The 25,776-nt window shown below is 70.5% G+C and carries 22 protein-coding genes and 1 riboswitch; of the genes, 10 read left to right on the top strand and 12 right to left on the bottom strand.

Annotation, left to right across the window (positions count from 1 at the left end; translation table 11 throughout):
• Positions 1 to 115: 115 nt before the first annotated feature.
• The gene (locus ACZ6ZD_RS05940; RefSeq protein ID WP_465668787.1) at positions 116 to 679 is read left to right on the top strand and encodes an RNA polymerase sigma factor; all 564 of its coding nucleotides are present in this window, start codon (positions 116 to 118) and stop codon (positions 677 to 679) included.
• The gene (locus ACZ6ZD_RS05935) at positions 676 to 1,608 is read left to right on the top strand and encodes a hypothetical protein (protein WP_465668785.1); all 933 of its coding nucleotides are present in this window, start codon (positions 676 to 678) and stop codon (positions 1,606 to 1,608) included. The genes ACZ6ZD_RS05940 and ACZ6ZD_RS05935 overlap by 4 nt, the downstream gene beginning before the upstream one ends.
• On the opposite strand, the gene ACZ6ZD_RS05930 is transcribed toward ACZ6ZD_RS05935, so the two are convergent.
• The 3 genes from ACZ6ZD_RS05930 to ACZ6ZD_RS05920 are packed head-to-tail and all read right to left on the bottom strand — an operon-like array spanning position 1,601 to position 3,773.
• On the bottom strand, positions 1,601 to 2,431 hold the full coding sequence (locus tag ACZ6ZD_RS05930) for a 5-oxoprolinase subunit C family protein (protein WP_465668783.1): 831 nt from the start codon (positions 2,429 to 2,431) through the stop codon (positions 1,601 to 1,603). The genes ACZ6ZD_RS05935 and ACZ6ZD_RS05930 overlap by 8 nt on opposite strands.
• Complete coding sequence (locus tag ACZ6ZD_RS05925; RefSeq protein ID WP_465668781.1) at positions 2,425 to 3,027, bottom strand: 5-oxoprolinase subunit B family protein; 603 nt, start codon at positions 3,025 to 3,027, stop codon at positions 2,425 to 2,427. The genes ACZ6ZD_RS05930 and ACZ6ZD_RS05925 overlap by 7 nt, the downstream gene beginning before the upstream one ends.
• Entirely contained in the window at positions 3,027 to 3,773 is a 747-nt protein-coding gene (locus ACZ6ZD_RS05920) for a LamB/YcsF family protein (protein ID WP_465668779.1), read from the bottom strand. The genes ACZ6ZD_RS05925 and ACZ6ZD_RS05920 overlap by 1 nt, the downstream gene beginning before the upstream one ends.
• A gap of 59 nt (positions 3,774 to 3,832) precedes the next feature.
• Here ACZ6ZD_RS05920 and ACZ6ZD_RS05915 point away from each other — a divergent pair, with 59 nt between their 5' ends.
• The 3 genes from ACZ6ZD_RS05915 (at position 3,833) to ACZ6ZD_RS05905 (ending at position 6,459) form a co-directional block, all read left to right on the top strand.
• Positions 3,833 to 4,555 (top strand): GntR family transcriptional regulator, encoded by a 723-nt coding sequence (locus ACZ6ZD_RS05915; protein ID WP_465668777.1) that lies wholly within the window; start codon positions 3,833 to 3,835, stop codon positions 4,553 to 4,555.
• A 73-nt stretch (positions 4,556 to 4,628) separates the two neighbouring features.
• Positions 4,629 to 6,059 (top strand): aminopeptidase P family protein, encoded by a 1,431-nt coding sequence (locus ACZ6ZD_RS05910; protein ID WP_465668775.1) that lies wholly within the window; start codon positions 4,629 to 4,631, stop codon positions 6,057 to 6,059.
• A 172-nt stretch (positions 6,060 to 6,231) separates the two neighbouring features.
• Positions 6,232 to 6,459 (top strand): hypothetical protein, encoded by a 228-nt coding sequence (locus ACZ6ZD_RS05905; RefSeq protein WP_465668773.1) that lies wholly within the window; start codon positions 6,232 to 6,234, stop codon positions 6,457 to 6,459.
• A 3-nt stretch (positions 6,460 to 6,462) separates the two neighbouring features.
• On the opposite strand, the gene ACZ6ZD_RS05900 is transcribed toward ACZ6ZD_RS05905, so the two are convergent.
• The gene (locus ACZ6ZD_RS05900) at positions 6,463 to 7,851 is read right to left on the bottom strand and encodes an alpha/beta fold hydrolase (RefSeq protein ID WP_465668771.1); all 1,389 of its coding nucleotides are present in this window, start codon (positions 7,849 to 7,851) and stop codon (positions 6,463 to 6,465) included.
• Between the two features lie 98 nt (positions 7,852 to 7,949).
• Between ACZ6ZD_RS05900 and ACZ6ZD_RS05895 the strand changes: the two genes are divergently transcribed.
• A complete protein-coding gene (locus tag ACZ6ZD_RS05895) occupies positions 7,950 to 8,297 on the top strand; it encodes a DUF3817 domain-containing protein (RefSeq protein ID WP_465668769.1) in 348 nt (115 codons plus the stop codon).
• Positions 8,295 to 8,387, top strand: a riboswitch (glycine riboswitch). Its footprint overlaps the gene before it by 3 nt.
• Before the next feature lie 80 nt (positions 8,388 to 8,467).
• Positions 8,468 to 9,841, top strand: a complete 1,374-nt coding sequence (locus ACZ6ZD_RS05890; RefSeq protein ID WP_465668767.1) for an L-serine ammonia-lyase — start codon at positions 8,468 to 8,470, stop codon at positions 9,839 to 9,841.
• Positions 9,842 to 9,844: 3 nt separating this feature from the next.
• Here the strand turns inward: ACZ6ZD_RS05890 and ACZ6ZD_RS05885 are convergent, their stop codons facing one another.
• From ACZ6ZD_RS05885 to lysX, 3 genes are all read right to left on the bottom strand, one after another.
• Positions 9,845 to 10,672, bottom strand: a complete 828-nt coding sequence (locus ACZ6ZD_RS05885; protein ID WP_465668765.1) for an alpha/beta fold hydrolase — start codon at positions 10,670 to 10,672, stop codon at positions 9,845 to 9,847.
• A 61-nt stretch (positions 10,673 to 10,733) separates the two neighbouring features.
• Positions 10,734 to 11,636 carry a hypothetical protein gene (locus ACZ6ZD_RS05880; protein ID WP_465668763.1) on the bottom strand — a complete coding sequence of 301 codons (903 nt, stop codon included), beginning with the start codon at positions 11,634 to 11,636 and terminating at the stop codon, positions 10,734 to 10,736.
• 88 nt (positions 11,637 to 11,724) lie between these two features.
• Entirely contained in the window at positions 11,725 to 15,084 is a 3,360-nt protein-coding gene (gene lysX, locus ACZ6ZD_RS05875) for a bifunctional lysylphosphatidylglycerol synthetase/lysine--tRNA ligase LysX (RefSeq protein WP_465668761.1), read from the bottom strand.
• Between the two features lie 109 nt (positions 15,085 to 15,193).
• Between lysX and ACZ6ZD_RS05870 the strand changes: the two genes are divergently transcribed.
• A complete protein-coding gene (locus ACZ6ZD_RS05870) occupies positions 15,194 to 15,880 on the top strand; it encodes a DUF998 domain-containing protein (protein WP_465668759.1) in 687 nt (228 codons plus the stop codon).
• Positions 15,877 to 16,611, top strand: coding sequence for an alpha/beta fold hydrolase (locus ACZ6ZD_RS05865; RefSeq protein ID WP_465668757.1), 735 nt, complete (start codon positions 15,877 to 15,879; stop codon positions 16,609 to 16,611). Before ACZ6ZD_RS05870 ends, ACZ6ZD_RS05865 begins: the two co-directional genes overlap by 4 nt.
• On the opposite strand, the gene ACZ6ZD_RS05860 is transcribed toward ACZ6ZD_RS05865, so the two are convergent.
• The 5 genes from ACZ6ZD_RS05860 to ACZ6ZD_RS05840 all read right to left on the bottom strand — a co-directional run bounded on the left by ACZ6ZD_RS05860 (position 16,604) and on the right by ACZ6ZD_RS05840 (position 24,281).
• On the bottom strand, positions 16,604 to 17,854 hold the full coding sequence (locus ACZ6ZD_RS05860) for an ROK family transcriptional regulator (protein WP_465668755.1): 1,251 nt from the start codon (positions 17,852 to 17,854) through the stop codon (positions 16,604 to 16,606). The two genes, ACZ6ZD_RS05865 and ACZ6ZD_RS05860, sit on opposite strands and share 8 nt — an antisense overlap.
• A gap of 78 nt (positions 17,855 to 17,932) precedes the next feature.
• Entirely contained in the window at positions 17,933 to 20,857 is a 2,925-nt protein-coding gene (locus ACZ6ZD_RS05855; protein WP_465668753.1) for an ATP-binding protein, read from the bottom strand.
• A 94-nt stretch (positions 20,858 to 20,951) separates the two neighbouring features.
• Positions 20,952 to 21,143, bottom strand: coding sequence for a hypothetical protein (locus tag ACZ6ZD_RS05850; protein ID WP_465668751.1), 192 nt, complete (start codon positions 21,141 to 21,143; stop codon positions 20,952 to 20,954).
• A gap of 16 nt (positions 21,144 to 21,159) precedes the next feature.
• Entirely contained in the window at positions 21,160 to 21,363 is a 204-nt protein-coding gene (locus ACZ6ZD_RS05845) for a hypothetical protein (RefSeq protein ID WP_465668749.1), read from the bottom strand.
• Positions 21,364 to 21,386: 23 nt separating this feature from the next.
• Positions 21,387 to 24,281 carry a type 2 lanthipeptide synthetase LanM family protein gene (locus ACZ6ZD_RS05840; protein ID WP_465668747.1) on the bottom strand — a complete coding sequence of 965 codons (2,895 nt, stop codon included), beginning with the start codon at positions 24,279 to 24,281 and terminating at the stop codon, positions 21,387 to 21,389.
• Between the two features lie 421 nt (positions 24,282 to 24,702).
• Here ACZ6ZD_RS05840 and ACZ6ZD_RS05835 point away from each other — a divergent pair, with 421 nt between their 5' ends.
• A complete protein-coding gene (locus ACZ6ZD_RS05835; protein ID WP_465668745.1) occupies positions 24,703 to 25,776 on the top strand; it encodes an MsnO8 family LLM class oxidoreductase in 1,074 nt (357 codons plus the stop codon).

The following is a 25,776-nucleotide window of genomic DNA, read 5'->3' as shown; positions in this document are numbered from 1 at the left end:
GTTCGCTGCTCACGACATATATCCAGTGAGACCCCCTCACGGGGGACGATCTGGAGGTGGTGACGTGATGGTCCTTGCGGCCAGACAGGGCGGACCAGAGGGGTTGCCTGCGACGATGAGTGACCAGGAGTTGTGGCGGCGGGCGGTCGACGGGGAAACCGAGGCTTTCGGCACCCTGTTCGACCGCCACGCCACCGCCGTCTACAACTTCCTGTTCCGGCGGACGGCGTCCTGGAGTGACGCCGAGGACCTGACGTCGCTGGTCTTCCTGCACGGCTGGCGGCGGCGGTCCGAGGTCGAGCTGGTGCACGACTCGGCGTTGCCGTGGCTGTTGCGGACGGCGGACTATGTGCTGCGCAACGAATTCCGGCGGCAGCGCTTCCGGCGGCTGAACCTGCTCCGGCAGACGGCGGTCGACGAGCCGGATCACGCCGAAGGGGTGGCGGCCCGGATCGACGACGAGCGCGAGGCCCAGCGCCTCCGCGCGCTCCTGCGCGAACTGCCGAAACACGAGCAGGAGATCGTCGAGCTCTGCTTCTGGAGCGGCCTGGACGCGCAGTCCGCTGCCGTAGCGCTCGACATCCCGCTCGGCACCGTCAAGTCGCGGCTCTCCCGCGCCCGCAAACGTCTTCGCGACCTCAGCGTCGTCAGCACCCAGTCCCTGGAGAACCTGTCATGAGAGAACTCCTCAACCGACGCCCCGACCGCCCGCTGCCCAGCCACGACCAGCACCGCGCCGACTTGCTCGACGCGCTCGAAGCGGACGAAGTCCGGCCGAAGCGCCGGGCGCTCGTCCCGATCGTCGCCGCGGCGGCTGTTGTCGCAGTCGTCGGCGGCCTCGCCATCGCCGTGCCGGCCCTGCGGAACAACGACTCCGATACGCCGGCCGCCGGTGGTGTCCAGGTCCGCGACTTGACGCCGGAGGAGACGGCCCAGCTGCAGAAGGAATGCCTGACCGAGGCCGATCGGGTCACGTTCAAGGAGTTGCCGAAGCCGTTCCGCGGCCACCAGCCGATCAGGGCCTTCCAGCTCACCGATGTGAAGGATCCGAAGGTCGTCAACACCTGGTTGATCGCCAAGGGGATGGAGGACAAGTGGACGCCGGATCCAGTGCCGGCGGGCTACATCGAGCTGCCGCCGAAACCCCAGTACTGGCTCTGCGGCCGGACGGCCGGTGGCAAGATCAGCGAGTCGAGTGTCCGGATGACGGAGGCCGAGGAAGGAGGCTTTCCGGACCCGGTCTGGCGGATCACCCGGAACTTCGGCGTCTATGCCGGTCCGGTCGAGCGGGTGACTGTGCAGCTGAAGAATCGGGCCGAGGTCACGGCGTACCTGACGAACGGGCTCTACTTCGCGCCGACGGTCGGCCGGGTCGGCTGGGGGCCGTACGACGCCGACGATCCGGAGAAGACCAGCTCCGTGGTCCGGGGCTACGACGCGAACGGCAAGCTGGTGTTCGACAGCAGCAAGCCGCCTCAGCGGGAGCCTTGTTTCATCAAGATCAGGCCGACCAGCGGGACCCTGCCGAACGGCCACAAGTGGGAGTCCAAGCCGTCGGGCAAGTCGACGCTGCCGCCGTGCCGTTACTACGAGTGGCGGTTCAAGTAGTGAACCGGACCGGCTGGCCCGGGCGGAGTTGGGCGCAGGCAGGTAGGGATTTCCCGGTGACGTAGGCGATGACGGGGTAGCCGCCGGTGACGGGGTGGTCGGCGAGGAAGACGACGGGGAGGCCGGAGGGCGGGATCTGGATGGCGCCCAGGGCCATGCCTTCGCTGGAGAGCTCGCCGGTGCGGGAGCGCTCCAGCGGGGCGCCGTCGAAGCGGGCGCCGACGCGGTTGCTGTTGGTGCTCACGGTGTAGGTCTGGCTGCGGAAGGACTCCCAGCCCGCGTCGGTGAACCAGTCCCGGCGTGGGCCGGGGGTGACCCGGATGTCGACCTTGCCGGTGGCCGGGGCGGCGACCGGGGCAAGGTCGACACCCGGCATCGGGCCGCAGTCGCGGCCGATCGCCAGGGACTGGCCGGCCTGCAACGGCTCTGGGCCGAGGCCGGAGAGCAGGTCGGTCGACCGGGAGCCGAGCACGGCCGGTACGTCGATACCGCCGCGGACGGCGACGTACGTCCGCAGCCCGGAGCGGGGCGGGCCGAAGCGCAGGACGGTCCCGGCGCGGACGACGGACGGCGCGTTCAGCGGGACGCCGGAGCAGGGGGCGCCGGTGACGGCGATGGTCAGATCGGCATCCGCGTGCAGGATGAGACCGCCGAAGGTGAGCTCGACCGCGGCCGCACCCGGATGGTTGCCGACCAGGCGATTGGCGAGCGCGTACGACGTGGGGTCGCAGGCGCCGGAGGTCGGAATCCCCAACGCTGCTTGGCCGATCCGGCCGCGGTCCTGAATTGTTGCCAACGGCCCTGTTTCCAGAATGGTCAGCATTCGGCGTCCACGAAACGGACTTGGCGGCCGGGGTGGAAGAGCGCGGCCGGATCGCGGGTCTGGTCGAAGATGCGCAACGACGTCCGGCCGATCAGCTGCCAGCCGCCGGGGGATTCGCGCGGGTAGACGCCGCTGAACTCGCCGGCCAGCCCGACCGCGCCGACCGGGACCTTGGTCCGCGGTGACGAGCGGCGGGGGATGCTCCAGTCCGCCGTCCCGGTCAGGTAGCCGAAGCCGGGCGCGAAGCCGCAGAAGGCGACCGTCCATTCTTCGGTCGTGTGCCGGGCGACGACCTCGGCGGTGCTGCAGCCGAGCAGCTCGGCGACGTCGGCCAGATCGGCGCCGTCGTACACGACCGGGACCTCCAGCAGATCACCGGCGTCCCGGGCGGTCTTCGTCGGCCGGACGCCGCGGAGATGCCGGTTCAGCGGCTCCAGCGCGCCGGTCGTGGTGACGAGGACGGTCCGCGCCGCGGGGACGATGTCGACGACGTCCGCGGGACGGTCGGCGAGCAGCGCGGCGTAGTACCCGAGGACTTCGTCGAGGTCGTCGAGCTCGACCAGGAGCGCCTGGTCGCCCGCGGGCAGGATGCGCATCAGAACGGACTCAGCTGGACGCCGGCGTCCGTCAACGCCGTCCGTACGCGGCGCGCGATGTCGACCGCGCCCGGGGTATCGCCGTGTACGCAGATCGAGGCGGCCTCGACGGTCAGGTCGGCGCCGGTGTGGTCCTTGATCGGCCGGCCGGTTGCCATCGCCGTACAGCGGGCCGCGATCGCGTCGCCGTCATGCAGCACCGAGCCCGGCTCGCGGCGGGAGACGAGCGTCCCCTCCGAGGTGTAGGCGCGGTCCGCGAACGCTTCGTGGACGACGGTCAACCCGGCCTCTGCCGCGAGCCGGAGCCACGCCGAGCCCGGGAGGCCGAGGACCGGCAGTGAGCGGTCGTAGTCGGCGACCGCGCCGACGACGGCGGCCGCCTGGGCCTCGTGGTGGCCGATCGTGTTGTAGAGCGCGCCGTGCGGCTTCACGTACCGGACGCGGGCCCCGGCGATCCGGGCGAACGCGTCCAGCGCGGCGATCTGGTAGACGACCTCGTCGCGTAGCGCGGCCGGCTCGATGTCGACGAACCGGCGGCCGAAGCCGGCCTTGTCCGCGTACCCGACATGGGCGCCGATCGCGACGCCGCGCTCGGCCGCCAGACCGGTCACCCGGCGCATGATCGAGGGGTCGCCGGCGTGGAATCCGCAGGCGATGTTCGCGCTCGTGACGACGTCCAGCAGCGCGCTGTCGTCGCCCATCGGCCAGGAGCCGAAACCTTCACCGAGATCCGCGTTGAGATCCATACGCCATGCTAAAAGATTGTTGAACAATCCTGCAAGAGGTTTGTTCTATGATTCGGCCCATGAGCACCGGTGAGGTGGACGAGAGCCGCCAGACGTGGCTGCGGACGGTGGCCGCCGATGTGGCCCGGCTGGATCGCAGCAGTTCCGCGGAGCGCGCCGCCGACATCCTCCGCCGCAGTATCACCGAAGGTGCGCTGCCGCCCGGCGCCCAGCTGTCCGAGGTCGAGCTCACCGAGGTCCTGGAGGTCAGCCGGAACACGCTGCGCGAGGCCTTCCGGCTGCTCACCCACGAGGGTCTGCTGATCTACAAGCTGCACCGCGGCGTGTTCGTCCCGGAGCTCGACGAGCACGACGTCGTCGACCTCTACCGGCTGCGCCGGGTGCTCGAGGTGGACGTCGTCCGCGGCCTGGCCGACCGCGAGCCGGAGCTGCCGGCCGCGCGGCTCGAGCCGCTGCTGGCCGACGTCGAAGCCGCCGAGGCCGCCGCACTCGCCGACCGCTGGGCCGCCGTCGGCACGGCGAACATGCGCTTCCACCAGCACCTGATCGGGCTGGCCGACAGCGCCCGGATGGACGCGATGACCGGCCGGTTGCTCGCCGAGCTGCGGCTGCTCTTCCACGTGATCGCCGCGCCGCGCGAGCTGCACGAGCCGTACATCGCCCGTAACCGTGCGCTTTTCGAGTTGCTGGAGGCTCGGAAGTACGCCGAAGCGGCCACCGAGCTGCACCAGTACCTGACCGACTCCGAGGTCGCCATCCTGGCTGCGTTCCGAAGCCGTTAAAGGCTTGCTTTCGCCCGCCGGGACCTGCGTTGATGAGGTGTACAGCCGTCAGCAGCCCAGGGGAGCGCAGCGCATGACCGAGGAAGAGCGGACCGACCCGACGCCCAAGTCCTACCGCCCGATCGACGCCAAGGGTTTCCGCGAGTCCATCGCGCGCGGCTGGGGGCCGGTCGATCGCTCGATCAGCGTGCCCGCCGGTCTGGCCGAGGCAGCCGCCGAGCACCGGCGCCGGCTCAGTGCGGCGCTGCCGGGCCGGCGGATCGCGCTCGCGGCCGGCCGGGCGCCGGTGCGCTCGAACGACACCGACTACGACTTCCGCGCCGACAGCGATTTCGTCTGGCTGACGGGGTGCCAGGCCGAGGGCGCCGTCCTGGTGCTGTCGGCCGACGGCGACGCGACGCTGTACCTGCGCGAGACCGCCGGGCCGGAGGAGGCCGACTTCTTCGCGAACGCGCGGGACGGCGAGCTCTGGATCGGCCCGGTGCCCGGCCTGAAGGACTGGTCGGACGCGCTGCAGATCGCCTGCCGGCCGATCGAGGAGCTGGCCTCGGCTGTCCGCGGCGCGGTTCCGTACATGCTGTCGGTGCCCGGCGTGGAGCCGATGCTGGATGCGCTCGTGCAGACGTCGCCGTACGACGGGAACGCGCTGCGCCAGAGCCTGGCCGAGCTGCGCCGGATCAAGGACGACTGGGAGCTGGAACAGCTGCGCGAGGCCGTGGCGGCTAGCGTGGTCGCCTTCGAGGACGTCGCGCGCGAGCTGCCGGAGGCGATTCGCGGCGGCGGCGAGCGCTGGTTGCAAGGCACCTTCGACCGGCGCGCCCGGACGCTGGGCAACGGCGTCGGCTACGCCTCGATCGTTGCTGCTGGCAAGCATGCCCCGGTGCTGCACTGGGTGCGGAACGACGGCGCCGTCAACGAGGGCGACGTGATCCTGCTGGACGCCGGTGTCGAGACCCGCACGCTCTACACCGCCGATGTGACGCGGACGTTCCCGGCGACCGGCGAGTACACCGCGGCCCAACGTCAGGTCCACGACCTGGTGCACAAGGCGCAGCTCGCGGCGTTGGGCGCGGTCAAGGCCGGAGCGCCGTACCGGGCCTTCCAGTACGAGGCGATGGTCGTGCTGGCCGAAGGACTGCGGGACTGGGGCATCCTCGATGTGTCGATCGACGAGCTGCTCGGGCCGGACGGCCAGCAGCACCGCCGGTTCATCGTCTGCGGCACCGGGCATTACATCGGCCTCGACGTCCACGACTGCGACGCGGCCCGCCCGGAGACCTACTTCGCCGGTGATCTCGAGGCCGGGATGGCGCTCGCGGTCGAGCCGGGGCTGTACTTCCACCCGAACGACGAGACCGTCCCGCCCGAGTTGCGCGGGATCGGGATCCGGATCGAGGACAACGTCGTCGTGCACTCCGACCGGCTGGAGATCCTCACCGAGGCGCTGCCGATCACCACCGACGGGCTCGAGGCGTGGACCAAGCAGTGTCTTAACGGACAGTAGTCAATCGATCACTTAAAATTAGTAGTCACGTGCGGTAACGCAAACCGGTCGCCGCACGATGTAGTCGTCGGGGAGGGTCGAACTCGGCCCGGCGCGTGACAGTGGGGGGCCGCGGTCACGCGCCGGCCGGATTCGGATTCCGGATCAGGGGAGATCCAACGGGGGAGCCGTGATGAACCTACGAGTGCGAGTCGTCCACTACGGCCCGGCGCACTGGTACGCCGATATCGACGACGCGGACGACCCGCAGCCCGACGATCCGTTCTGGTATGTCGATCGCTGCCGGACGCAGGCCCAGGCGCTCGACGCCGCCTGCACCGAGCTGAGCGCCTTGTCGAAGCGCGCTCGCCGGGGCGATCACCTGCACCGGGTTCTCGAGATCACCGGCGTCGCGGTCTGAGGTTCAGCCGGTCGGCTGGACGGCGGCACACGTCGTCCCCCGCTTCGGCACCGTGCGATCGATGAGGTAGCTGTCGACCGCCGACTGCATGCACGCGCTCTTGTTGTAGCTGCCGTGTCCCCAGCCCGCGTAGGTGAGTAGGACGCCGTGCCGGCCGAGCTGGCGCTCGACGCTCCGGGCCATCGGGTACGCCGTCGCGGGGTCGTGCAACGCGTTCGCGAGCAGGATCGGCGTACTCAGGTTGCGGACGTTGAGGCGATGCTGCGGGTTGTTGGCCTTGGGTGCGCCCAGGCAGACCGAGACGGCCATCAGCTGGCCGGGGTACGGCATGTCCGGGTTCTTGTCGGCGATCCGGTTCAGCAGCCTCGCGTAGTCGCGGTAGTTGGTGACGCGCAGGTTCCAGTCCTGGCAGAACGGGATGAAAGTGTGCGCGGTCAGCGCGGCGGATTGTTTGCTGAGGGCAAGGTTTTTCAGCGAGTCGGCGAGAGCGTTCCACTGCGGTCCGTAAAGCATCCGGAAGGTGCTGAAACTGAGCTGGAACGGGTTGCCGGCCCGGGCCAGCGCATCGGCCCAGACAGCCCGGACGTCCTGACCGTGCAGGGCACAGGACGGCGTCCGGTCGCACCATTTCACGAACTCGTCGAACGAGTCCTGGACGCCGGCGGCCTGGACGTCGAGGAACTGGCGCGGCCCGGCCAGGCTGTGGTCGAGCACGCTCTCCAGGACCATCGCCCGGACGTTGCGCGGGTAGGTCTCGGCGTACTGGGCGCCGAGCTGGGTCCCGTACGAGCTGCCGTGGAAGGAGATCTGGCGTTCGCCGAGGGCGCGGCGGATGGCGTCGACGTCCCGGACGGTTTGCCAGGTGTCGACGTGGTCGTAGAGCGGGCCGGTGTGCTCGCGGCAGTCGGCGGCGAGGCGGCGGTTGAAGTCGAGGGTCGCGGTGAACTCCGCGGCGCTCTTGATGATCGGGGACGGCATCGCGGCCATCAGCTCGGCCGAGCACTTCACCGGGTTGCTGCGGCCGATGCCGCGCGGGTCGAAGCTGACGATGTCGAAGCGGTCCTGCAGTTGCGGGCTGAAGCGGCTGATCCCGGTCTTGATCCGGTCGACGCCGGAGTCCCCTGGGCCGCCGGGCCCGAAGACGAGGACGCCGAGGCGCTGCTGCTTCGCCGTCCGGCGGGCGATCTCGAACCCGAAGGTCGGACCGTTCGGGTTCCGCCAGTCGACCGGCAGCCGCAGCGTCGCGCATTCGGAACCCTGGACGACCGCGGGGTCGTCCTTGCCCTCGGCCACGCAGTCCTTCCACTGCACGGCGGCCGAGGCCGGGAGGACGGTGAGGCTGGAAGCGGCGACGGTCAGGGCGACAGTCCACGCGAGTGCTCTGGGTCTCATTTCCTCGAGTCTTCGGTAATCGCTTGCTCGCGGGCATCGGGGAACGCCCCCTGGACCACCCCGGTTGTCGTTTGAGGGGCTTGTTAGGGTCGGGCGCGATGACACACTCACGGTGGTTCCGGGTGGTGGCGATCGCCGAGGCGGTCTCCTGGACAGGCCTGCTGATCGGCATGCTGTTCAAGTACGTGCTGTCCGACAACGAGATCGGGGTCAAGATCTTCGGCCCGATCCACGGCGGCATCTTCGTCGTCTACGTGCTCACGGTGCTGCTCGTCCGCGGCCCGCTGCGCTGGTCCTGGCCGGTCACGCTGGTCGCGCTGGCCGCGAGTGTTCCGCCGCTGTTCACCTGGTTCTTCGAGATCTGGGCAGTGCGGACCGGCCGGATTGACGGCGGCCAGCAGGCCGCCGTACCGTCGCGTGCGGAAGCTAATTCAACAGCCGCATGAACCCGTGCGGGAGAGACCTGGGCTCGACCCGGGCGCCGTAGGAGCAACTCTCCCCAAGAATCTCTCAGGCACCTTCACCGTACGGGCGAGGCACCTCTGGAGGACATCGGTCCAACAGAGTGGGGAGGACACCACTCGGTCAACGACGACCGGAAGGGACCTCCACACGGATGGCGATCAGTGTTTTCGACCTGTTCAGTATCGGGATCGGCCCGTCGAGCTCACACACCGTGGGCCCGATGCGAGCGGCCCGGACGTTCGTCCACGGGCTGGTGGCCGACGGCCTGTTGACCGCGACCACCCGGGTCGAGTCGCAGCTGTTCGGCTCGCTCGGCGCGACCGGGCACGGCCACGGCAGTAACAAGGCGGTGCTGCTCGGTCTCGAGGGCGAGGACCCGGAGACCGTCGCCACGCACTCCGTCGACGCCCGCGTGGAGACCATCCGCGAGCGCGGCCGGCTGCGGCTCAACGGGACGCACGAGATCGCGTACGACGACAACACCGACCTGATCATGCACCGGCGTAAAGCCCTGCCGTACCACCCGAACGGGATGTCGTTCCTGGCCCGCGGGGCCGACGGCGCCGTCCTGCGGGAGCGGACGTACTACTCGGTCGGCGGCGGGTTCGTCGTCGACGAGAACGCCGCCGCGGGGGACCGGATCGTCCCGGACACGACCGTGCTGAAGTACCCGTTCCGGACCGGCGCGGAGTTGCTCGACCGGTGCCGCGAGTCCGGGCTGTCGATCAGCGAGGTGATGCTCGCCAACGAGCTCGCCTGGCGGACCGAGGAGGAGATCCGCGCCGGCCTGCTGCACATCTGGCAGGTCATGCAGGACTGCGTGCAGGAGGGGTGTGAGACCGAGGGCGTCCTGCCCGGCGGGCTCAAGGTCCCGCGGCGCGCGCACCTGCTGCACACCAAGCTCACCCGCGACCCCTGGTCGGTCGACCCGCTCAAGGTGATGGACTGGGTGAACCTGTTCGCCCTCGCCGTCAACGAGCAGAACGCCTCCGGCGGCCGCATCGTCACCGCCCCGACCAACGGCGCGGCCGGCATCATCCCCGCCGTCCTGCACTACTACCGCCGCTTCGTGCCGGGCGCGACCGAGGACGGCGTCGTCCGCTTCCTGCTCGCCGCGGCCGCGATCGGCGTCCTCTACAAGGAGAACGCCTCGATCTCCGGCGCCGAGGTCGGCTGCCAGGGCGAGGTCGGCTCGGCCTGCTCGATGGCCGCCGCCGGCCTCTGCGAAGTCCTCGGCGGCACCCCCGAACAGGTCGAGAACGCCGCCGAGATCGCCATGGAACACAACCTCGGCCTCACCTGCGACCCGGTCGGCGGCCTCGTCCAGATCCCCTGTATCGAACGCAACGCCATGGCCTCGGTCAAAGCCATCAACGCCGCCCGGATGGCCATGCACGGCGACGGCGTCCACGTCGTCACCCTCGACAAAGTCATCAAGACCATGCGCGAAACCGGCGCCGACATGAAGATCAAGTACAAGGAGACCTCCCGCGGCGGCCTCGCCGTCAACGTGATCGAGTGCTGATCCTCAGCCTTTGGTGGTTTCGAGGATGGTTCGGGTGATCAGGGGTGGGTCGTCGTTCATGGGGACGTGGCCGCAGTTGAGGAGGGGGACGGAGCGGGCCTTGGGTAGTTGGAGGTGGGCTCGGGCGGCTTGGATGGGGAGGAGGATGCGGTCGTGGGTGCCCCAGGCGATGGTGACGGGGACGGCGGGGACGTCGCCGTGGAAGGTTTCGCCGGCTCGGGCGTGAGCGGCGACGCGTTCGAAGGCGGGGGCGTCGCGGAGGGCGCGGGATTCGGCGACGACGGCTTCGGGGGCGCGGAGGGCCGGGCGGTGGTAGATGGTGCCGGTGAGGACGCGGCGGCCGGCGGGGGTGCGGGAGAGGCGGCGTACGGTCGGTTCGGGGGTACGGCGGGCGACGCGGCGCAGGTTGGTGAGGAGGCTGATCGCCCAGCGGTTCTCGCGGGGTGACCAGAAGCCGGCCGGGGAGAGCGCGGTGACGGTGCGGGCCAGCTCGAGCTGGCCGAGGCGGAGCGCGACCAGGCCGCCGAGGGAGTTGCCGACGACGTGCGGCCGATCGACGTCGAGGGCCCGGCAGAGCGCGTCGACGGTGTAGGCGAAGCTGTCGAGCTCGTCCGGGACGCCGTCCGGGACGTCGGGGGAGGCGCCGAAACCGGGGAAGTCGAGCGCGATCACGTCGTGGTGCTCGGCCAGCTCGTCGATCACCGGGTCGTAGGCCTGCCAGTGGTGGCCGATCCCGTGCAGCAGCACCAGCGGTTCGCCGGCGCCCTTGCGGTGGTAGGCGACCTCGACCCCAGGGACCCCGGCCACGGTGACCGTCGCGGTTGCGCTCATGACCTCATCGTGACCGCGGGACGGCGTCCTGTCATCGTGACATGGCCGATGTCACATAACCCTAATACGCTTCCACCGACTTGGTCGGCGCGTTACCGGAGACGGTGCGCTGCAGGTCGATCTTCCACGACTTGTCCGCGCCGAACGCCTGCTCGAACTTCTGGAACGAGCACCCGGTCGCGAACTGCCGCCGCTCCGAGCTCCACTCCGCGCCGCTCTTGTAATACAGGTGGTACGGCCCGCCGATCCGCGTGATCGCGGCCGCCTTCCCGGCCCGGATGTAGGTCATCACGTGCGGCTCCCGCGGCGGCTTCCCGTCCGAGACGACCGAGATCGCGACATCCTTCGACGTCCCGTTGGTGATCTCCAGCCGCCCGGTCCCGGCCTCGCCGCGCCGGACGACGGTCGCGCCGTTCGCCGGCCGCTCGGCCACCGGCGCCTTCCCCGGGTTCGGCAGGCTGCCGCCGAAGACCAGCTCGCGCGCCGTCAGCGCCTTGAACGCGGGCTGCAGATCGGCCCGCAGCTGCCGCTGCACCTTCTCCGAGGTGTACGCGCCGCCACCACAGCGCGCATCCAGCTCGGCCTGTTCCGAATCGGCCAGCCGGTACGCGGCGACCCCGATCCGATCCTGCAACAGCTGATGGACGCCGCTCAGCCGCGCGGCGACCGTGATCGCGGCCAACTGACCCGACGCTTTGTTCAGCGCCTTCGACAGATCACCCATCGCCTGCGCGAGCCCTTCGGCCGTCTGCGCGCGAGCCAGCGCGCGCAGGTTCCCGCCGAGGCCCTTCTCGATCTTCACCAGCTCGGCCTGGTACGCCGCCTGGTCCAGCGGGCCACGGGCCGGAGCCGACCCCACGGCCGACGTGCCCTGCGTAGGCGTCGGCTCACGCCCGCCCGCAACAGGCGCCGGCGCGCATGCCGCGAGCACGCACAGCAACACCACAACCACCCCGAGCCGCACCGCTCCACCCACCCCAGTAGCCCCAACCCCGCGCACTCCAACGGTACGGGCGGACCCACCGAGAAACGAACCAGCTCTACGTTAAGAATCAGCTCCGCTGGGCCGGACGGACGAACGGGAACGCCAGCGTGGAGCGGATGTTCTGGCCGGTCAGCATCATCATCACCCGGTCGACGCCGATGCCGAGCCCGCCGGTCGGCGGCATCGCGTACTCGAGCGCGCTGAGGAAGTCCTCGTCGAGGGACATCGCCTCCGGGTCGCCGGCGGCCGCTTTCAGCGACTGCTCGGTGAGCCGGCGCCGCTGCTCGACCGGGTCGACGAGCTCGGAGTACGCCGTCCCGATCTCGGCGCCGAAGGCAACAAGGTCCCAGCGCTCGGCCAGGCGCGGCTCGCTGCGGTGCGTGCGGGTCAGCGGCGACGTCTCCAGCGGGAAGTCGGTGTAGAACGTCGGCAGCGTGGTGTGCGGCTCGACCAGCTCGTCGTACAACTCCAGGACGAGCTCACCGGCGGACATGTCCATCCGGGTGTGGACGCCGTGCTCCGCGCACAGCTCCCGCAGCGCCTCGGTCGACGTGTCGGGATTCACCGGGACGCCGGCCGCCCGCGCGACCGCGTCGTGCACGGTGACCACCGGCCACTCACCGGAGATGTCGATCTCGCCGTCCGGCCGCTGGACCACCGGCTTGCCGAAGACCGCGGTCGCGGCCTCGATCAGCAGCTCCCGGGTCAGCTCGCGCATCACGTGGTAGTCGGCGTACGGCTGGTAGGCCTCGACCGAGGTGAACTCCGGGTTGTGGGTCGCGTCGGCGCCCTCGTTGCGGAAGTTGCGGTTCAGCTCGAAGATCTTGCCCAGCCCGCCGACGCTCAGCCGTTTCAGGAACAGCTCCGGCGCGATCCGCAGGAACAGGTCGGTGTCGTAGGCGTTGATATGGGTCTGGAACGGTCGCGCGTTCGCGCCGCCGTGGACGGCCTGCAGCATCGGCGTCTCGACCTCGATGAAGCCGCGGCTCTCGAATCCGGTGCGCATCGCCCGGACGGCGGCGCTGCGGTGCCGCATCATCCGCAGCGACTCCGGGTTCATCACGAGGTCGATGTGCCGCTGCCGGACCCGGGACTCCGGATCGGTGAACCCCTTGCGCTTGTCCGGCAACGGATGCAGGCACTTGGCCGCCATCGCCCACTCGGTCGCGGCGATCGACAGCTCACCGCGCTTACTCGTCACGACCTCACCGGTGATGCTGACGTGATCGCCGATATCGACCAGATGCCGCCAGTGCTTGAGCGCGGTCTCGCTGCACGCCTCGGCGGTCAGCATCACCTGCAGCTGAACCAATCCGTCCTGCAGCTGGGCGAACGCCAGCCCGCCATGGCTGCGCATCCGCAGCACGCGCCCGGTGACCGAAACCGTGTGTCCGGTGCGGTGATCGGCCGGCAAGTTCTGGTGTAGCTCGCGGATCCGTTCCAGGGTCTCGGTCCGCGGCACCGACACCGGGTACGGATCGATGCCCGCGGCAACGAGCTCGACCAGTTTGGTCCGCCGGATCCGCTCCTGCTCGGTCAGGTTGCGCTCCGGCAGCGCCGGCCGCAGTAGCTCATCCTCCTGTGCGTGGACGGCGGCCGCGAATGTGTCGCCGTCACTCGCGTGGATCACGTGCATCCCGTGCGGATCCTGCTCGGCGCTGTCGACGCGCGTCCACGGCCGCGGCGCGGGCAGGAAGCCCTCGGCGGTCCCGGCCGCCAGCACGACCTGCGCGAGCGAGGCGCCGCGGGAGTAACACATCAGCCGCGGCGACCACCGCGGCAGGTACTTCTCGTTCGACTGGTACAGGCTCTCCAGCTGCCAGAAGCGGGACGCCGCGGTGAGCAGCGCGTTCGTCAGCCGCAGCACCGGTCCGGCGCCGACCCGCTCGGCGTCGCTGAAGATCTCCCGGAACATCGCGAAGTTCAGTGAGATCCGGTGGACGCCGATGTCACCGCAGGCCTCGACCAGCGCCGCGACCATGAACTCCATCAGGCCGTTCACGGACTCCGGGTCGCGGCGCATCAGATCCAGCGAGACGCCGCGCAGACCCCACGGCGCGAACGACAGCAGGCCGCGGACGTGGCCGTCGTCGTCCCGGGCGATGACCATCACGCACCGGCCGTCGGTCGGGTCGCCGAGCCGGCCGAGCGCCATCGAGAAGCCGCGCTCGGTCTGCGCGCCCCGCCACTTCTCCGCGAGTTCGACGTACTGGGCCAGGTCGGCCGGCGAGAGGTCGCCGTGCCGCACGACCTCGGCGCGGTAGCCCGCGCGCTGGGCCCGGGTGACGGCCTGTCGGACCGGGCGCATCGTCCGGCCCTCGAGGCTGAAGTCGGCGACGTCGATGATCGCCTCGTCGCCCATCGCCAACGCGCGCAGGCCGGCGTCGACGTACGCGCGCGCGGCCTCCTCGCTGGCCGAGATCACGGCCGGCGACCAGCCGTACGTCCGGGCTTCGGCCAGCCAGGCCTCGATCGCACCCGGCCAGGCCACCGGATCACCGAGTGGATCGCCACTGGCCAGACTGACCCCGTTGACCACCCGGTAGGCGATCGCGGCGTCCTGGTCCGGGCTGAAGATGACCGCCTTGTCGCGGCGGGTGGCGAAGTAGCCGAGCGAGTCCCGCTCACCGTGTTCGAGCAGCAGCCGCCGGACGCCGAGCTCCTCGGACTGCGTCAGGTAGCGGACCCGGCGCGCCGACCGGAGGAAGATCGCGAACGCGATGATCAGCGAGGCGGCCGAGATCGCGCTGACGATCAGGCCGACCCAGGCGTGCCCGCCGTGCCCGTCCATCTTGTTGTGCGGCTGGCCGAACGCGGCGCCGACCGCCCAGCCGATCTTCTGCCGCTGGCCGGTCAGCGTCTTCGGGAAGACCTGGGTGAGGGTGATGCTGACCGCGACCGACAGCAGCATGCCGGTGACGAGCGTCCCGATCGCGAGCCGCCGGCTCCCTTGGGCGAGCCGGGCCGGGAACGCGCCGCGGATCTTCCACAGCAGCACGATCAGCGCGGCCACCACGACGACCTGCAGGATGCCGAACTCGAGATCCTTGACCGTGATCCGGTCCAGGTCGTCGACGAGCGCGGACTCCGGATTGCTCAGCTGGACGCTGCTGAACGCGACGAACGCGATCAGGCCGAGCAGCCAGAGCCCTTCGAAGACCCAAAGCACCCAGAGCAGCGCGGCCCGTTTCCCGCGCAGCAGCGCGCTGCCGACGACGGCCAGGTAGACCGCCGGGAAGAACGTGTGCCCGGCCGGGATCCCGAAGAAATCGAAGCCCTGGTCGACCCGTTTCACCAGGGTCGGCGCGGCCAGATGCAACGGAATCGCAATGAAGGACCAGGCCGCCGCGAGGACGACGACCCGGCCGACCCACACGGCCGCGCGCTGCTGCCAGGCGGGAATCACCTTCGTCTGTTCGGAGGACACCTTGCGATCATCCCACTCCGGGCGCCGACTTTCGGTCGGGCTAGCTCCACCAAAGGGGTATACCTGAGGCGACAGCCAAGCCCTTGGTCGGTGTGCGAGGGTTGGCGTCATGTCCGCCGTGCCCGCCGGGTTTCCGTATCGCCTGACCCGCAACATGATGATTGTTGCCGGGATCCTGTACTGCAGCCTGCTCCTGGAGGCCGTCGCCGGCTACCCGCTGGACATCCACACGTCCTTCCTCAGCGAGCTCGGCGCCCGCGACCAGGCGACCAGCCTGTACGCGCGGACGACGGATCTCGCGGCCAGCGTGTTGATGCTGATCGCGGCGATCCTCGCGCGTCCCGCGGCCCGGATGCACCGCGACGTGGCCGGGCTGCTGATCGGGACGGCGATCTTCGGGCTGGGCACGTTGTTCGACTCGTTCTGGCCGATGGACTGCTCGCCGACGGCCAGCGCGGCCTGCCGGGAGGTCGAGGCGAAAGGCCATCAGGGCACCGGGCTGGTGATTCACGAGGTGACGTCGTCGGTCGCCTGGCTCGGCACGCTGGTGATGTGCGTCTTCGCGATCCTGGTGATCCGCCGGATCGGCGGGGCGGGCGCGCTCGGTAAGGCGGTCACGGTCCTGTCGGCCGGCGTCATCGTGACGAACGCGGTGATCTCGGTGAACATGGTCACCGAGGCCCTGACCGGGAGCGCGCTGTACCCGGTCGGCATCCTGCAGCGGATCGCCGTCCTGTGCGTCTGCCTGGTTCTGGGGCTGTTGCTCCCCGCCTTGCGGCAAGGTTTGCGGGGATGACTACCTGGATCCTGCTGCCCGGCATGGCCGAGACGCCCGAGGAGTTCGCCCGCGTCCTGGAGCTGGCGCCGGACGCCGACATCCGGGTGATCGACCCGTGGCAGACCCCGGTGCACGCCGATCCCGCCGTACTGCGGGCTGCCGCCGGGGTGCCTGCGGACGCCGAGGTCGGGCTGATCGGTCACTCGATCGGCGGGCTGGCCGCGTTGCGCTGGGCGCTGACGGCGCCGGTCGCGAAGGTGGTGCTGGTCGACTCGACGTTGCCGACCGAGACCGGCCACGAGCGGTTCTATCCGGGGACGACGGGCGACCGCGTCGTCCGCGCGGCCCTGCGTCTGGTCGGGCTGATCGGATTGCCGAGGCTGCTCGGGCCGACGCTTCGAAGCTTCACCGTGCGCTTCGGTACCGTGACCCGGAAAGATCCGTTGCCCAAGGCAATTGCAAGGAAGCGCTATGGCCAAAGCCGTTCCTGGCAACGGTTCTGGGACGAGTTGACCGCGAGCTGGGTGGCCGCCGGCGAGGTCGGCCGACTGCTCGAAGGGGCCGCGGGCAAGGTTCCCACGGTGTTGCTGGTGGCAACGGGTGAGAGCTCGCGCCGCGCCGCCGACCGCTGGCTCGCCGGGCAGCGTGAGCTGGCGACGGCTTTGGGTGGCGCGGTCGAGGTGCTACCGGATTCGGCGCACCTCGTACACATCGACCGGCCGGATGCGATCGCCGCCGCGATCAGGTAGTGCTGGTCAGCGCCGGCGTCGGGAGCTTGCGCTGCCAGACCTCGTCGAGGGCCATCCGCATCGCGCCGGTGACGACGGCGTCCTCGGCCAGGGCGGACAGCTCCAGCTTCGGGTGGTTCAGCGTCAGCAGCCGGAGCTGATCGGAGATCGCGTCGAGCAGGACGGCGCCGGCGCGGGCGACACCGCCGCCGATGACGACGGCCGTCGGGTCCAGGACCAGGACGGCCGGGGCCAGCGCGCGGGCGAAGTCCCGGGCGACCTGCTGGACGACGGCCTGGGCGACCGGGTCCCGCTCGGCGGCCGCGGCGAAGACGTCGGCGGTGTCGAGCTGGTCCCCGCCGAGCTCGGCGAGGCGCGACTCCGGGTGGTCGAGCGCGGCCTGCCGGCCGAGCGCGGCGATCGCCTCGGAGCCGACCGCCCGCTCCAGCGGGCCGCGGCTGTCCTCGGGGTTGATCACGTCGTCCGGCGCGGTGGCGATGAAGCCGATCTCACCGGCGGCTCCCGTCCCGCGGTGCAGTCGGCCGTCGATCACGATGCCGGCGCCGAGCCGCTCACCCCACTGGACGGCCAGCAGGGTGCCGGTGCCGCCGCGGGCCGCGGCGATGGCCAGGGCGGCCAGGTTGGCGTCGTTGTCGAGGATGACCGGGCAGTCGAGCAGGCTCCGGACGTGTTTGGTCAGGTCGATCGCGGACCAGCCCGGCACACTCGGGACCAGCTGGACCCGGCCGGTGTGCTCGTCCACGATGCCGGGGCTCGCCGCGACGGCGGCCGCGATGTCGTCGGCCGGGACCTCGGCCTCCGCGAGCGCCTCGGTGATCACCTCGCTGATGACGCCGAGCAGCTCCTGGGCGGTCCAGCCCGGGCCCGAGCGGCGGACCAGCGCGAGTTTGCGGCCGGCGAGGTCGGAGACCCCGACGGTGACCCGGTGCGGGCCGACGTCCAGGCCGAGCACCGGCGCGGCGCGGCCGCGCAGCGAGACGCGGATGGCCGGTCGCCCGAGCGAGCGGTCCGCCGAATCCGGCCCGTGCTGCTGCAGCCAGCCGGCGTCCAGCAGCTCGTCGACGGCCTGCGCGACGGTCGGTCTGGCCAGCCCGGTGCGCTCGACCAGCTCGGCGACGCGCAGCGGCGCGGGCGCGGAGCGGCGGACCGCGTCCAGGACCGCGGCCACGTTGATCCGGCGCAGCATCGTCGTACCGCCGCCGCCGACCGTTCCCTTGCCCATGTCCGACCCCTTGCCTGCCACCCGCCCAATATATACAGAGCGAGTGTTCATAAATTGCTTCCCCTGCGCGTCTCGTTTCGGACGGCGGGAATGTAGGGGTCAGTCTTGCAGTACCGTCCGGGCGAAACTGCTCAACGCCTCCCGGTCGGGCTGCTGTGTTTTCGTCATCAGGCTCGCGACGTGCTTCTCCACGGTCCGCGGCGAGATGTGCAGCCGGGAGGCGATCGACTTGTTGCCGATCCGGTCCACGAGCAGGCGGCAGACCTCGTACTCGCGGGTGGTGATGCCGAGCTGACGCAGGTGAGCGGGGACCTGGTCGCTGCCGGTCCGGCGCTGGGAGACGGTCGCGCCGAGCTGCCGCAGCAGGCTCCGGCAGACGCCGGCGACCGCCGGGATCTCCGCGTTGTGGAAGTAGTCCTCGGCTTGGCGCAGCCAGGCGATCGGGTCGCCCCAGCCGTCGGCGTGGGCGGGTTCGGCGACCAGCCGCATGCCCAGGTGCCGCGCCATCGGGTACAGGGACGCCGACTCCATCGCCTCGGTCATCTTCGCGTTGGCCGCGTCGTGCTGGCCGTCGCGGCCGAGCAGGATCGCATGGGCCATCTGGACGAACTGCCGGTTCCAGCGCATGCCGGCCGCGGCGGTCGTGACGATCGCCTCGAAATGCGCCCAGCCGTTCCGCCCGGACAGGACGCCGAGCAGCAGCGCCAGACCGTGCTTTCCGGAGGTGTGGAAGGTGGTCGGGTTCTGCGCGTCGAAGGCCAGCGCCTGTGCGAGGTCGGAGTCCGCCAGCTCGCGGTTCTCCTCGAGCAGCGCGCAGAACGTCCGGGCCAGGCCGTAGGAGTACGGCAGCTCGTACGACGCGCGCTCACCGGCCAGCCGGGCCACCTCGGCCAGCGTCTGCTCCATCGCGGCCCGGCGGCCCTGGTGCGCTTCGAGGATCGCCTTGGTGGCGAGGAAGTACGACGTCGAGCGGCCGAGCCGCAGCCGCCGGGTCACTTCGAGGCATTCGTCGATCAGGGCCGCGGCCCGCTCGTACTCGCTGCGCAGGATCGCCTGCTGGCCGAGGATGCCGTCCACCTCGTACATCAGCGGGATGGCGCCGATCCGCAGCGCCTGCTGCCGGGCCCGCTCCAGCTCGGTGATGCTGCCGGTGGCCAGGCAGATCGTGCCGGCCTGGTAGATGTGCGAGCAGACCCGCAGGAACGTCATCTGATGCTCTTCGGCGACCAGCCGGGCCCGATGGAAGTAGTCGATCGACTGATCGAGGTCGTGCTCGCGGGCCAGAATCCCCAGCAGCTGCAGCGAATCACAGGCTACGGCCGGCAGTTTGGCTCGCTCGGCGGCCGCCGCGGCCCGGGTCGCCAGCTCGGTGGCGGCTCGCAGCCGGCCTGGGCTGGAACGGGCCAGCTCCAGGTGGGCGGCGATCGCGTCGACCGGAGCGAGGTCGGAGTCGCCGGCGTCCACCCCGAGAAGCGAACGAGCGGTGGCGACATGCGTCAGCGCAGCGGACCAGCGGCCGGCCATGTGCTCCAGATTGGCCAGCTGGACGTGCAGCGCGGCGACCTTCCGGCTGTCGAGGCCGCGGTCGGCCATCTCTTCGATCGTCTGGAGGTGCTCCGTGCTGCCCTCGAACTGGCCCGTCTCGCTCAGACAGATCAGCAACGACCCCAGCACCTCGGCCCGGTACGCCGTGTCCGGCTCGCCGCTCAGCAGGCCGTTGGCCCGGCGCAGCAGGCTGACCGCGGACGCCATCGAGCCCTCGTCGAAGGAACGGCGTCCGGACTCGGCGAAGAGCCGACCGGCCCTGGTGTGGTCGCCGCCGGTCTCGGCCAGCTCGGCCACCATCGGGCACCACTCCCCGGGCAGGCCCGGGTGTAGCTCTTCGATCGCGTCGGCGCAGCGCCGAGCCAACGTCGCCCGCTCGGGCGGCGTCAGACCGGCCAGCAGCGCGTCAGCGGTCAGCGGATGCCGGAAGGCGTACCAGTCCGGCACGGGTTCGTCCGGGCCGACCAGCTGGGCTGCGAGGCCGGCACGCAAAGTGGCCAACAGCAACCGTTCATCGGTGCCGGTGGCCTTGCGGACGACGCTCAGCGGGAAGCGGTGGCCGATCACGGCAGCCAGCACCAGCAGGTCGCGGGACTCCGGGCCGAGCTGGTTGGTCCGGCTGCTGATGCTGCGGACGACGGCGGCCGGGACGTTGGTGTGCAGGCCGTCGACGACCTGGACGCTGCCGTCCTCCTTGGACATCAGCTGGCCGGTTCGGCTGGCCTCCTGCAGCAACTCCTCCACGATGAAAGGGATGCCGGCGCTGTCCTGCCAGAGCCGGTCGACCAGCGTCGACGGCACGCTGTCCGCCGGTACTTCGAGGCACCCGGCAGCCAGCTCACCCACCTGGGCGTGGTTGAGCGGCTGGAGATCGATCAGGCCCGCGGTACCGCGCTGGGCGGACAGCCGGGCCAGCTCGAGCGCAGCGCTGCTCTCCGACCGGACTGTGATGACCAAAGCAATCGGTTGTTCCTCGAGGTTGTCGAGCAGGTACTCGAGGACTGCGAGCGTTTCGGGATCGGAGCCGTGCAGATCCTCCAGGACCAGCAGACACCCACGGTCCGCGCCGACGAGCGTCAGCAACCGCAAGACGGCCTCACCGAGCACGACCGCGGACGTCGCGGTGTCGTGCGAGCGGCCGTCGTCCCAATCGGGGACGAGGCGGCCAAGCACTTGCTGGTAAGGGCCGAGGCTCTCCGGCGGGGGCATCTCACCGCGCCGGATCAACGACAGCAGGGCTTCGGTCAGCGGCCGGAAGGCCACACTTGCACCGAGCGCGCCGACGCGGCCACGGAGCGTCGCGAGCCCGTCGTCCTGAGCCTGTGCGGTCGCGACCGCGGCCAGCCTGCTCTTACCGATTCCCGGCTCGCCGACCAGAAAAATCGCACCACCGTGTCCCGAACGGGTCGAGGTGAGCAGGCGGTGGAGTCCGTCGATCTCCCCGTCTCTGCCGACCACTTTGGGCGAACGGGTCTGCATAGGCGCAACTGTAACTACGGATTGCTGAGCGCGCAGCGGATCGGCGCGGCCAGTAGTGCGGGCCGCGCCGATCAAACGCTCGCTGGAACGACCGTTAGTGATGAATGGTCGGCCAGGTGCTGCAGGTGTCCTCCACCGCTACGGCGAGGGCAAAGGTGCCCATGCCAACGGTGCCGACCAGGGCCATCGCCCGGGCGCCGATCCTGCCGCGCTTGGGCAACGTGATCGGACCGAGCGGGTCCGCGGCGTCCAGGTCCTGCTGGGTGTTCGGCTCTTCGTGGTTCATCTTGTTCCCCCGGCTCTCAGTGGCTGTCGATCGTCGGCCACGTGCTGCACGCGTCGTTGGCCACCGCGGCGACCGCGAAGGCGGTCATGCCGAAGGTGCCGACGAGCGCGAAGGCCCGGGCGCCGATCTTGCTGCGCGTCGGCAGCGTAATCGGGCCGAGCGGATCCGGACAGGCTTCGGTGGGCGGGCTGTGCTGGTCGTCGTGGTGCTGGGCGGTCATGGTGGTTCTCCCCTGTGCTGTGGTCAGCGCGGAACGCGCTTCCCCCCGGTGGTTGTTTCGAGCAACAGCACGGACGGGACGCGTTCGGGGAACGCCAGCCGGAGCAACCCGTAGCCGATTCCCGCCAGACCGGTCAGCAGACCTGGAGATGGAACCGCACGGGGTGTGCCGCACTGTGGTCCGTACTGCCTTACTGCGGCGACCACGAGCCGGGTCCGGCGTTGCCGAACCCCCTCAACAGCTTCGTGATCGCTGTCGGCGAGCCACGTCAGTGGCTCCACCGCGCCGAGCTCGCCATGACACAGACTCAGGTCTGCGAGCACCGGACGTTCTGTTGCGGCCCTCAGGTAGGAGTCGAGGTCCGTGGGTACTCCGGCGGCCAGCCGGGCCAGTGCGGTGCCGGCGTCGCCGGAACACCAGCTGTGGCCGGCCGATTGGCCGTTCCGGTCCAGATCGGTCGCCATCCGTGCGGCGTCCAGGTACTTGTCGCCCGGGACGCCGTACTGGCCGAGGGCCCACGCGACGCCCTGGTAGCCGCGGGCGAAGCCTGGGTGCGCTGCCGGACGGCAGCTGCGGACGCCATGCTCGACGGCCCGTACGAGGTCGTCGGCGTACCGCTGCGCGATCGCAGCGGCGGCCGGGATGGCTTCGAGGGATCGCATCGCGGCCAGCCCGCCTGCGGCGCCTTCGGCGTACGTCGGGAAGTCAGTCGGGTTGGTCTTGATCCCGGACGTCACTTCCAGCGCGGTGTGCAGCCAGCCGGTGATGGCGCTGTCGCTGAGCAGACCGGAGAGGCGGTGCAGGCCGTAGCTGATGCCACCGAGCCCGTGGAAGCCAGGGCCGACCAGGCTGGCCGATTCGGCGTCCGACGCCAGGGCTTCGAGCAGCTGCGGCATCGGGCGGACTGCGTCCCACGCGAGCTCGCAGTACTTGCTCTCGCCGGTCAGATTGCCGACCTGGGCGAGGAAGAGCGCCGTACCGAGGTAGCCGTTGCTGAGACCGCCACCCATCGGGCGGACCGCCCAGTGGTGGTCGTCGAGCAGTTCGAGGCCCAGCCAGTTGGCGGCGCCGTCCGGGGCGCTGATCACCTGGGCGACGATCTCGTCGGCGATATCCGTTGCGGCGGCGAGCAGGCTGCTGGGGTCGGCGTCCGCGGTGCCGAGCCCGGGACGGCTGGCGGTGCTGAGGTGCACGATCCGCTCCGGCCGGGTCGCCAGCGTCGCGGAGATCAGCCACTTCTGCCGGTGGGCGTCCACATCGCTCAGTGCGAGCAGCTTCGCCTCGACTGTGCGCAGTCCCTCGGCAGCGAGCACACCTGGGACGCGAGTCCCATCGGAGGCCCACACGTCCCGGCTGTTCGGCCGGACGGTGAAGAGCGGCACGTCGCCGGCCCACAGGTCATCCAGCTCATGCGGGACCAGCGCGTTCAAGGTTGCGTCGGCCTCCCACAGGAGGTCGAGCAGCCCGCTGCGGCCGGCTGCGTCGCGCAGCGCGTCCGGATGCGTCGCCTCGTCCAGCAAGCCCGTGTACAGGTTGGTGTTTCGCGGTACGAAGCGCACGGTCGCATCAGCGCAGCGAGCGAGCAGACCGTCCGGTCCGAGCAGCTCGTTGCGGTGCCAGGAGATCGCCTCGTACGCCGCCTGGAACCCAGTCAGGACAGCGAGCTCGTGGTCCCGCGGTTCGACGGCGAGGTTGTCCAGCCGCGGTCGGTTCTGCCCGCCGCGGGTCGTTCCGGGCCGACGGACCAGGTGCATGGTGTCCAGGCCGCAGTCCTCCCAATCGACGACGTCGATCGGAGTCGTCTCGTCGGCGTCCCCGCCGAGACCCGACATGTCTGCGACGCCGTGCTCACCGGCGACCAGCAGCGGCAGCAACGCGGTCCGGTAGACCGAGCTCATCAGCGTCCGGTACGCCGGGTCGCGGCTCAGGCTGCCCGGGGGCAGATGGGTCGGGTGGAAGAGCGTTTCGACGTCGACGAGTACCGGCTGCTCGCCGACGGCGATCAGGTTCTCGAAATGCACGTCGGTGCCGTCGAGGACGTACAGCAGGGCCAGCAGCGCGCCCTGCCGGTGGTAGAAGCGGCGGACGGCGCTCATATCGGTGCACGGCTCGGGGGTGATGTACTCCATCCAGCCGTGGTCAGGGCGGCGGACGAGCCGGACAGTGCGCAGGTCCAGACCGGTTTTGCCGTTCAGCCAACCGACGAAGCCGTTGAAGTGGCTGTGCAGGTCGAGCGGCCGCGGTTTGTAGACCACCTGCTGCCCGCCGGCGAAGGTGAGGATCGTCGTGCAGCGCCCGCCCCGGTGCGGGTCGCCTCCGGGGTCCACGGCGGTCAGCTCGCCGGGGTCGCGGCCGTCGAACAATCCGGTCACGAGCGACTCACGGTCCTCGGCGAGTCGTGCCAGCAGCTCGAGGTGTCCCTCGACGCTCTGTCGGCACGACTCGCCCAGGACCCGGGCCAGCACCGGATATGCGGCCAAGAACCCCGCCAGCTCGCTCCCTCCGTCGAGCCGGTGGGTGAAGTTCAGAAAACGTGCGGCCGACGTACCGCCGGCCAGCTCGCCGCGGTCGCGGGAGCGGGCCAGCTCCAGCACCAGCGTGCGCGAGGCGAGCCGGACGAGCCGCCGTCCGAGTCGCTGCAGGAACTGCTCGGCCAGGACGCCGGTGTGCCCGGCGGCGGCCAGGTCGGCCCGGGCGACGGCGAGCAGCGGCCCGAAGCACCGCATGAACGCCTGCCGCCAGTCACTGTCGGGACCGGCGACAGGCGGGTCCAGGCGGATCGACCGGCCGCGGTCGACGTACTGTGCCCAGGCCGGCGGGACATCCGGCCGCTCGTCCGGACGCAGCGCTGCGGACCACCAGGCGGCGGCTGCGCGCTGAGCGGTCCGGGGCGATCCGGAGGTCAGTGAGTTGAGCACGCGATCAGGCTGCCATCGGCCCGCGGTCCCCCACATGGGTATCGAGCCCCCATATTTCTCAGCTGGGTCGCGGACAGGGTGGCGGCACAACGGGGGTAGCTGCCGCGGGACGACGACTGGGGGTTGATCGACCCGCGGCAGCAACGCCCGGCCGGTGCGGTCTTTGGTGGAAGCCCGAACCGGCTCAGGTGGGGAGCGCTACGGCTCCCAGCTCATGGTGTGCACTCGTCTTCGGCCTCCTCTGTCCGCGAAATCTGGAAGGAACGCCGGGAACGATGCCTGACCTCGCAGGGACGCGGCAAGGGCTCCGATTACCCAAATTCAGGCGGTGATCGAGGGCTTGAACCATGGGGGCACCCCGACCAAAACATGGGGGTGTCACCCCCATGTGCGGACTGCGCGGCGCTGCGACGGTGAACGGGTGCTATCGCCTGTCTCTCCTGGTCTGCCGGTATCGGCGCATTCGGTGCTCGACACCGTTCCGCAGCTGCCCGGTCAGTCGGCTGCGGCCGCACTCCGGGAGACGGCAGAGGTCGCACAGGCTGCCGACGACCTCGGTTTCCGCCGGTTCTGGTTGGGGGAGCAGCACGGCGTCCGAGGCGTCGGCAGCGCGGCGCCCGCCGTCCTCGCAGCTGTCCTCGCTGCGCGCACCGACCGGATCCGGCTGGGCGCCGGCGGCGTCCTGCTGACCAACCATCAGCCGCTGGTGATCGCCGAGCAGTTCGCCGCGCTGGCGGCGGCGTACCCGAGCCGGATCGATCTCGGCGTGGGCCAGCAGTTCAACCACGCGCCCAGTACGGCGGCCGCACTCGGCGGTAGCGCCCGGGACACGTTCCCGCAGCGGCTCGACGAGCTGTGCGGGTTCCTACGCGACGGCCTGCCCGGTCGTGCGCCTGTTGGTGAAGTGCGGCTGTCACTGGCCGGACTGCCGCCACCTGTCCTGGTGTCGGCTGACCATCCCGGTGCGGCGTCGATCGCGGCCGTGCGCGGGCTGCCGGTCGTAGTCCAGCACCACAGTGCGACTGCGATGACCAGTGCGGCCGTGGCGGCGTACCGAGATCATTTCGAGGCGAGCGGGCCGACTGTGAAGCCCTACCTAGCCGTGACGGTCGGAGTGGTCGCAGCGGATACCGAGGCGGAGGCGATCGTGCGCTTCGCTGAGTACGTCCGGGTGAAGAGCCGGCTGCGGGTAGCGCCACCGCGGGCGACGACTGCGGAGCTGATGGCGCTACTCGAGCCTCCGCTCACCGGCCGCGAGCGTGGCCGCGCCGAACGCCTCCTGGACGACCCCGGCCACATCGTCGGCTCCCGGACCTCGGTGGTGTCAGCACTCGGCGGACTGGTCGCAGAAACGACAGCCGACGAGGTCATGCTCGTTCCGCTCGCATTCGACGGACTCGTCCGGTCGTCGATCCTGCGGACCATTGCGGCCGGTCTGACCCGCACAATCCGCACTGTGCCGCGGCACGCTCCGCCGCTCATTGCCACCGCCTGA

The organism is Kribbella sp. NPDC104218 (genome assembly GCF_055584105.1).
Note: the sequence above shows the minus strand (reverse complement) of the source record. Positions and strands in the feature narration are given on the sequence as shown.

Excerpts from the sequence above, each read along its gene's own strand:
- ACZ6ZD_RS05905 (WP_465668773.1), top strand. The coding sequence starts at position 6,232 with ATGAACCTACGAGTGCGAGTCGTCCACTACGGCCCGGCGCACTGGTAC.
- ACZ6ZD_RS05910 (WP_465668775.1), top strand. The coding sequence starts at position 4,629 with ATGACCGAGGAAGAGCGGACCGACCCGACGCCCAAGTCCTACCGCCCG.
- ACZ6ZD_RS05855 (WP_465668753.1), bottom strand. The coding sequence starts at position 20,857 with ATGCAGACCCGTTCGCCCAAAGTGGTCGGCAGAGACGGGGAGATCGAC.
- ACZ6ZD_RS05920 (WP_465668779.1), bottom strand. The coding sequence starts at position 3,773 with ATGGATCTCAACGCGGATCTCGGTGAAGGTTTCGGCTCCTGGCCGATG.
- ACZ6ZD_RS05930 (WP_465668783.1), bottom strand. The coding sequence starts at position 2,431 with ATGCTGACCATTCTGGAAACAGGGCCGTTGGCAACAATTCAGGACCGC.
- ACZ6ZD_RS05935 (WP_465668785.1), top strand. The coding sequence starts at position 676 with ATGAGAGAACTCCTCAACCGACGCCCCGACCGCCCGCTGCCCAGCCAC.
- ACZ6ZD_RS05845 (WP_465668749.1), bottom strand. The coding sequence starts at position 21,363 with ATGACCGCCCAGCACCACGACGACCAGCACAGCCCGCCCACCGAAGCC.
- ACZ6ZD_RS05890 (WP_465668767.1), top strand. The coding sequence starts at position 8,468 with ATGGCGATCAGTGTTTTCGACCTGTTCAGTATCGGGATCGGCCCGTCG.
- ACZ6ZD_RS05925 (WP_465668781.1), bottom strand. The coding sequence starts at position 3,027 with ATGCGCATCCTGCCCGCGGGCGACCAGGCGCTCCTGGTCGAGCTCGAC.
- ACZ6ZD_RS05850 (WP_465668751.1), bottom strand. The coding sequence starts at position 21,143 with ATGAACCACGAAGAGCCGAACACCCAGCAGGACCTGGACGCCGCGGAC.
- ACZ6ZD_RS05865 (WP_465668757.1), top strand. The coding sequence starts at position 15,877 with ATGACTACCTGGATCCTGCTGCCCGGCATGGCCGAGACGCCCGAGGAG.
- ACZ6ZD_RS05915 (WP_465668777.1), top strand. The coding sequence starts at position 3,833 with ATGAGCACCGGTGAGGTGGACGAGAGCCGCCAGACGTGGCTGCGGACG.
- ACZ6ZD_RS05900 (WP_465668771.1), bottom strand. The coding sequence starts at position 7,851 with ATGAGACCCAGAGCACTCGCGTGGACTGTCGCCCTGACCGTCGCCGCT.
- ACZ6ZD_RS05870 (WP_465668759.1), top strand. The coding sequence starts at position 15,194 with ATGTCCGCCGTGCCCGCCGGGTTTCCGTATCGCCTGACCCGCAACATG.
- ACZ6ZD_RS05895 (WP_465668769.1), top strand. The coding sequence starts at position 7,950 with ATGACACACTCACGGTGGTTCCGGGTGGTGGCGATCGCCGAGGCGGTC.
- ACZ6ZD_RS05885 (WP_465668765.1), bottom strand. The coding sequence starts at position 10,672 with ATGAGCGCAACCGCGACGGTCACCGTGGCCGGGGTCCCTGGGGTCGAG.
- ACZ6ZD_RS05940 (WP_465668787.1), top strand. The coding sequence starts at position 116 with ATGAGTGACCAGGAGTTGTGGCGGCGGGCGGTCGACGGGGAAACCGAG.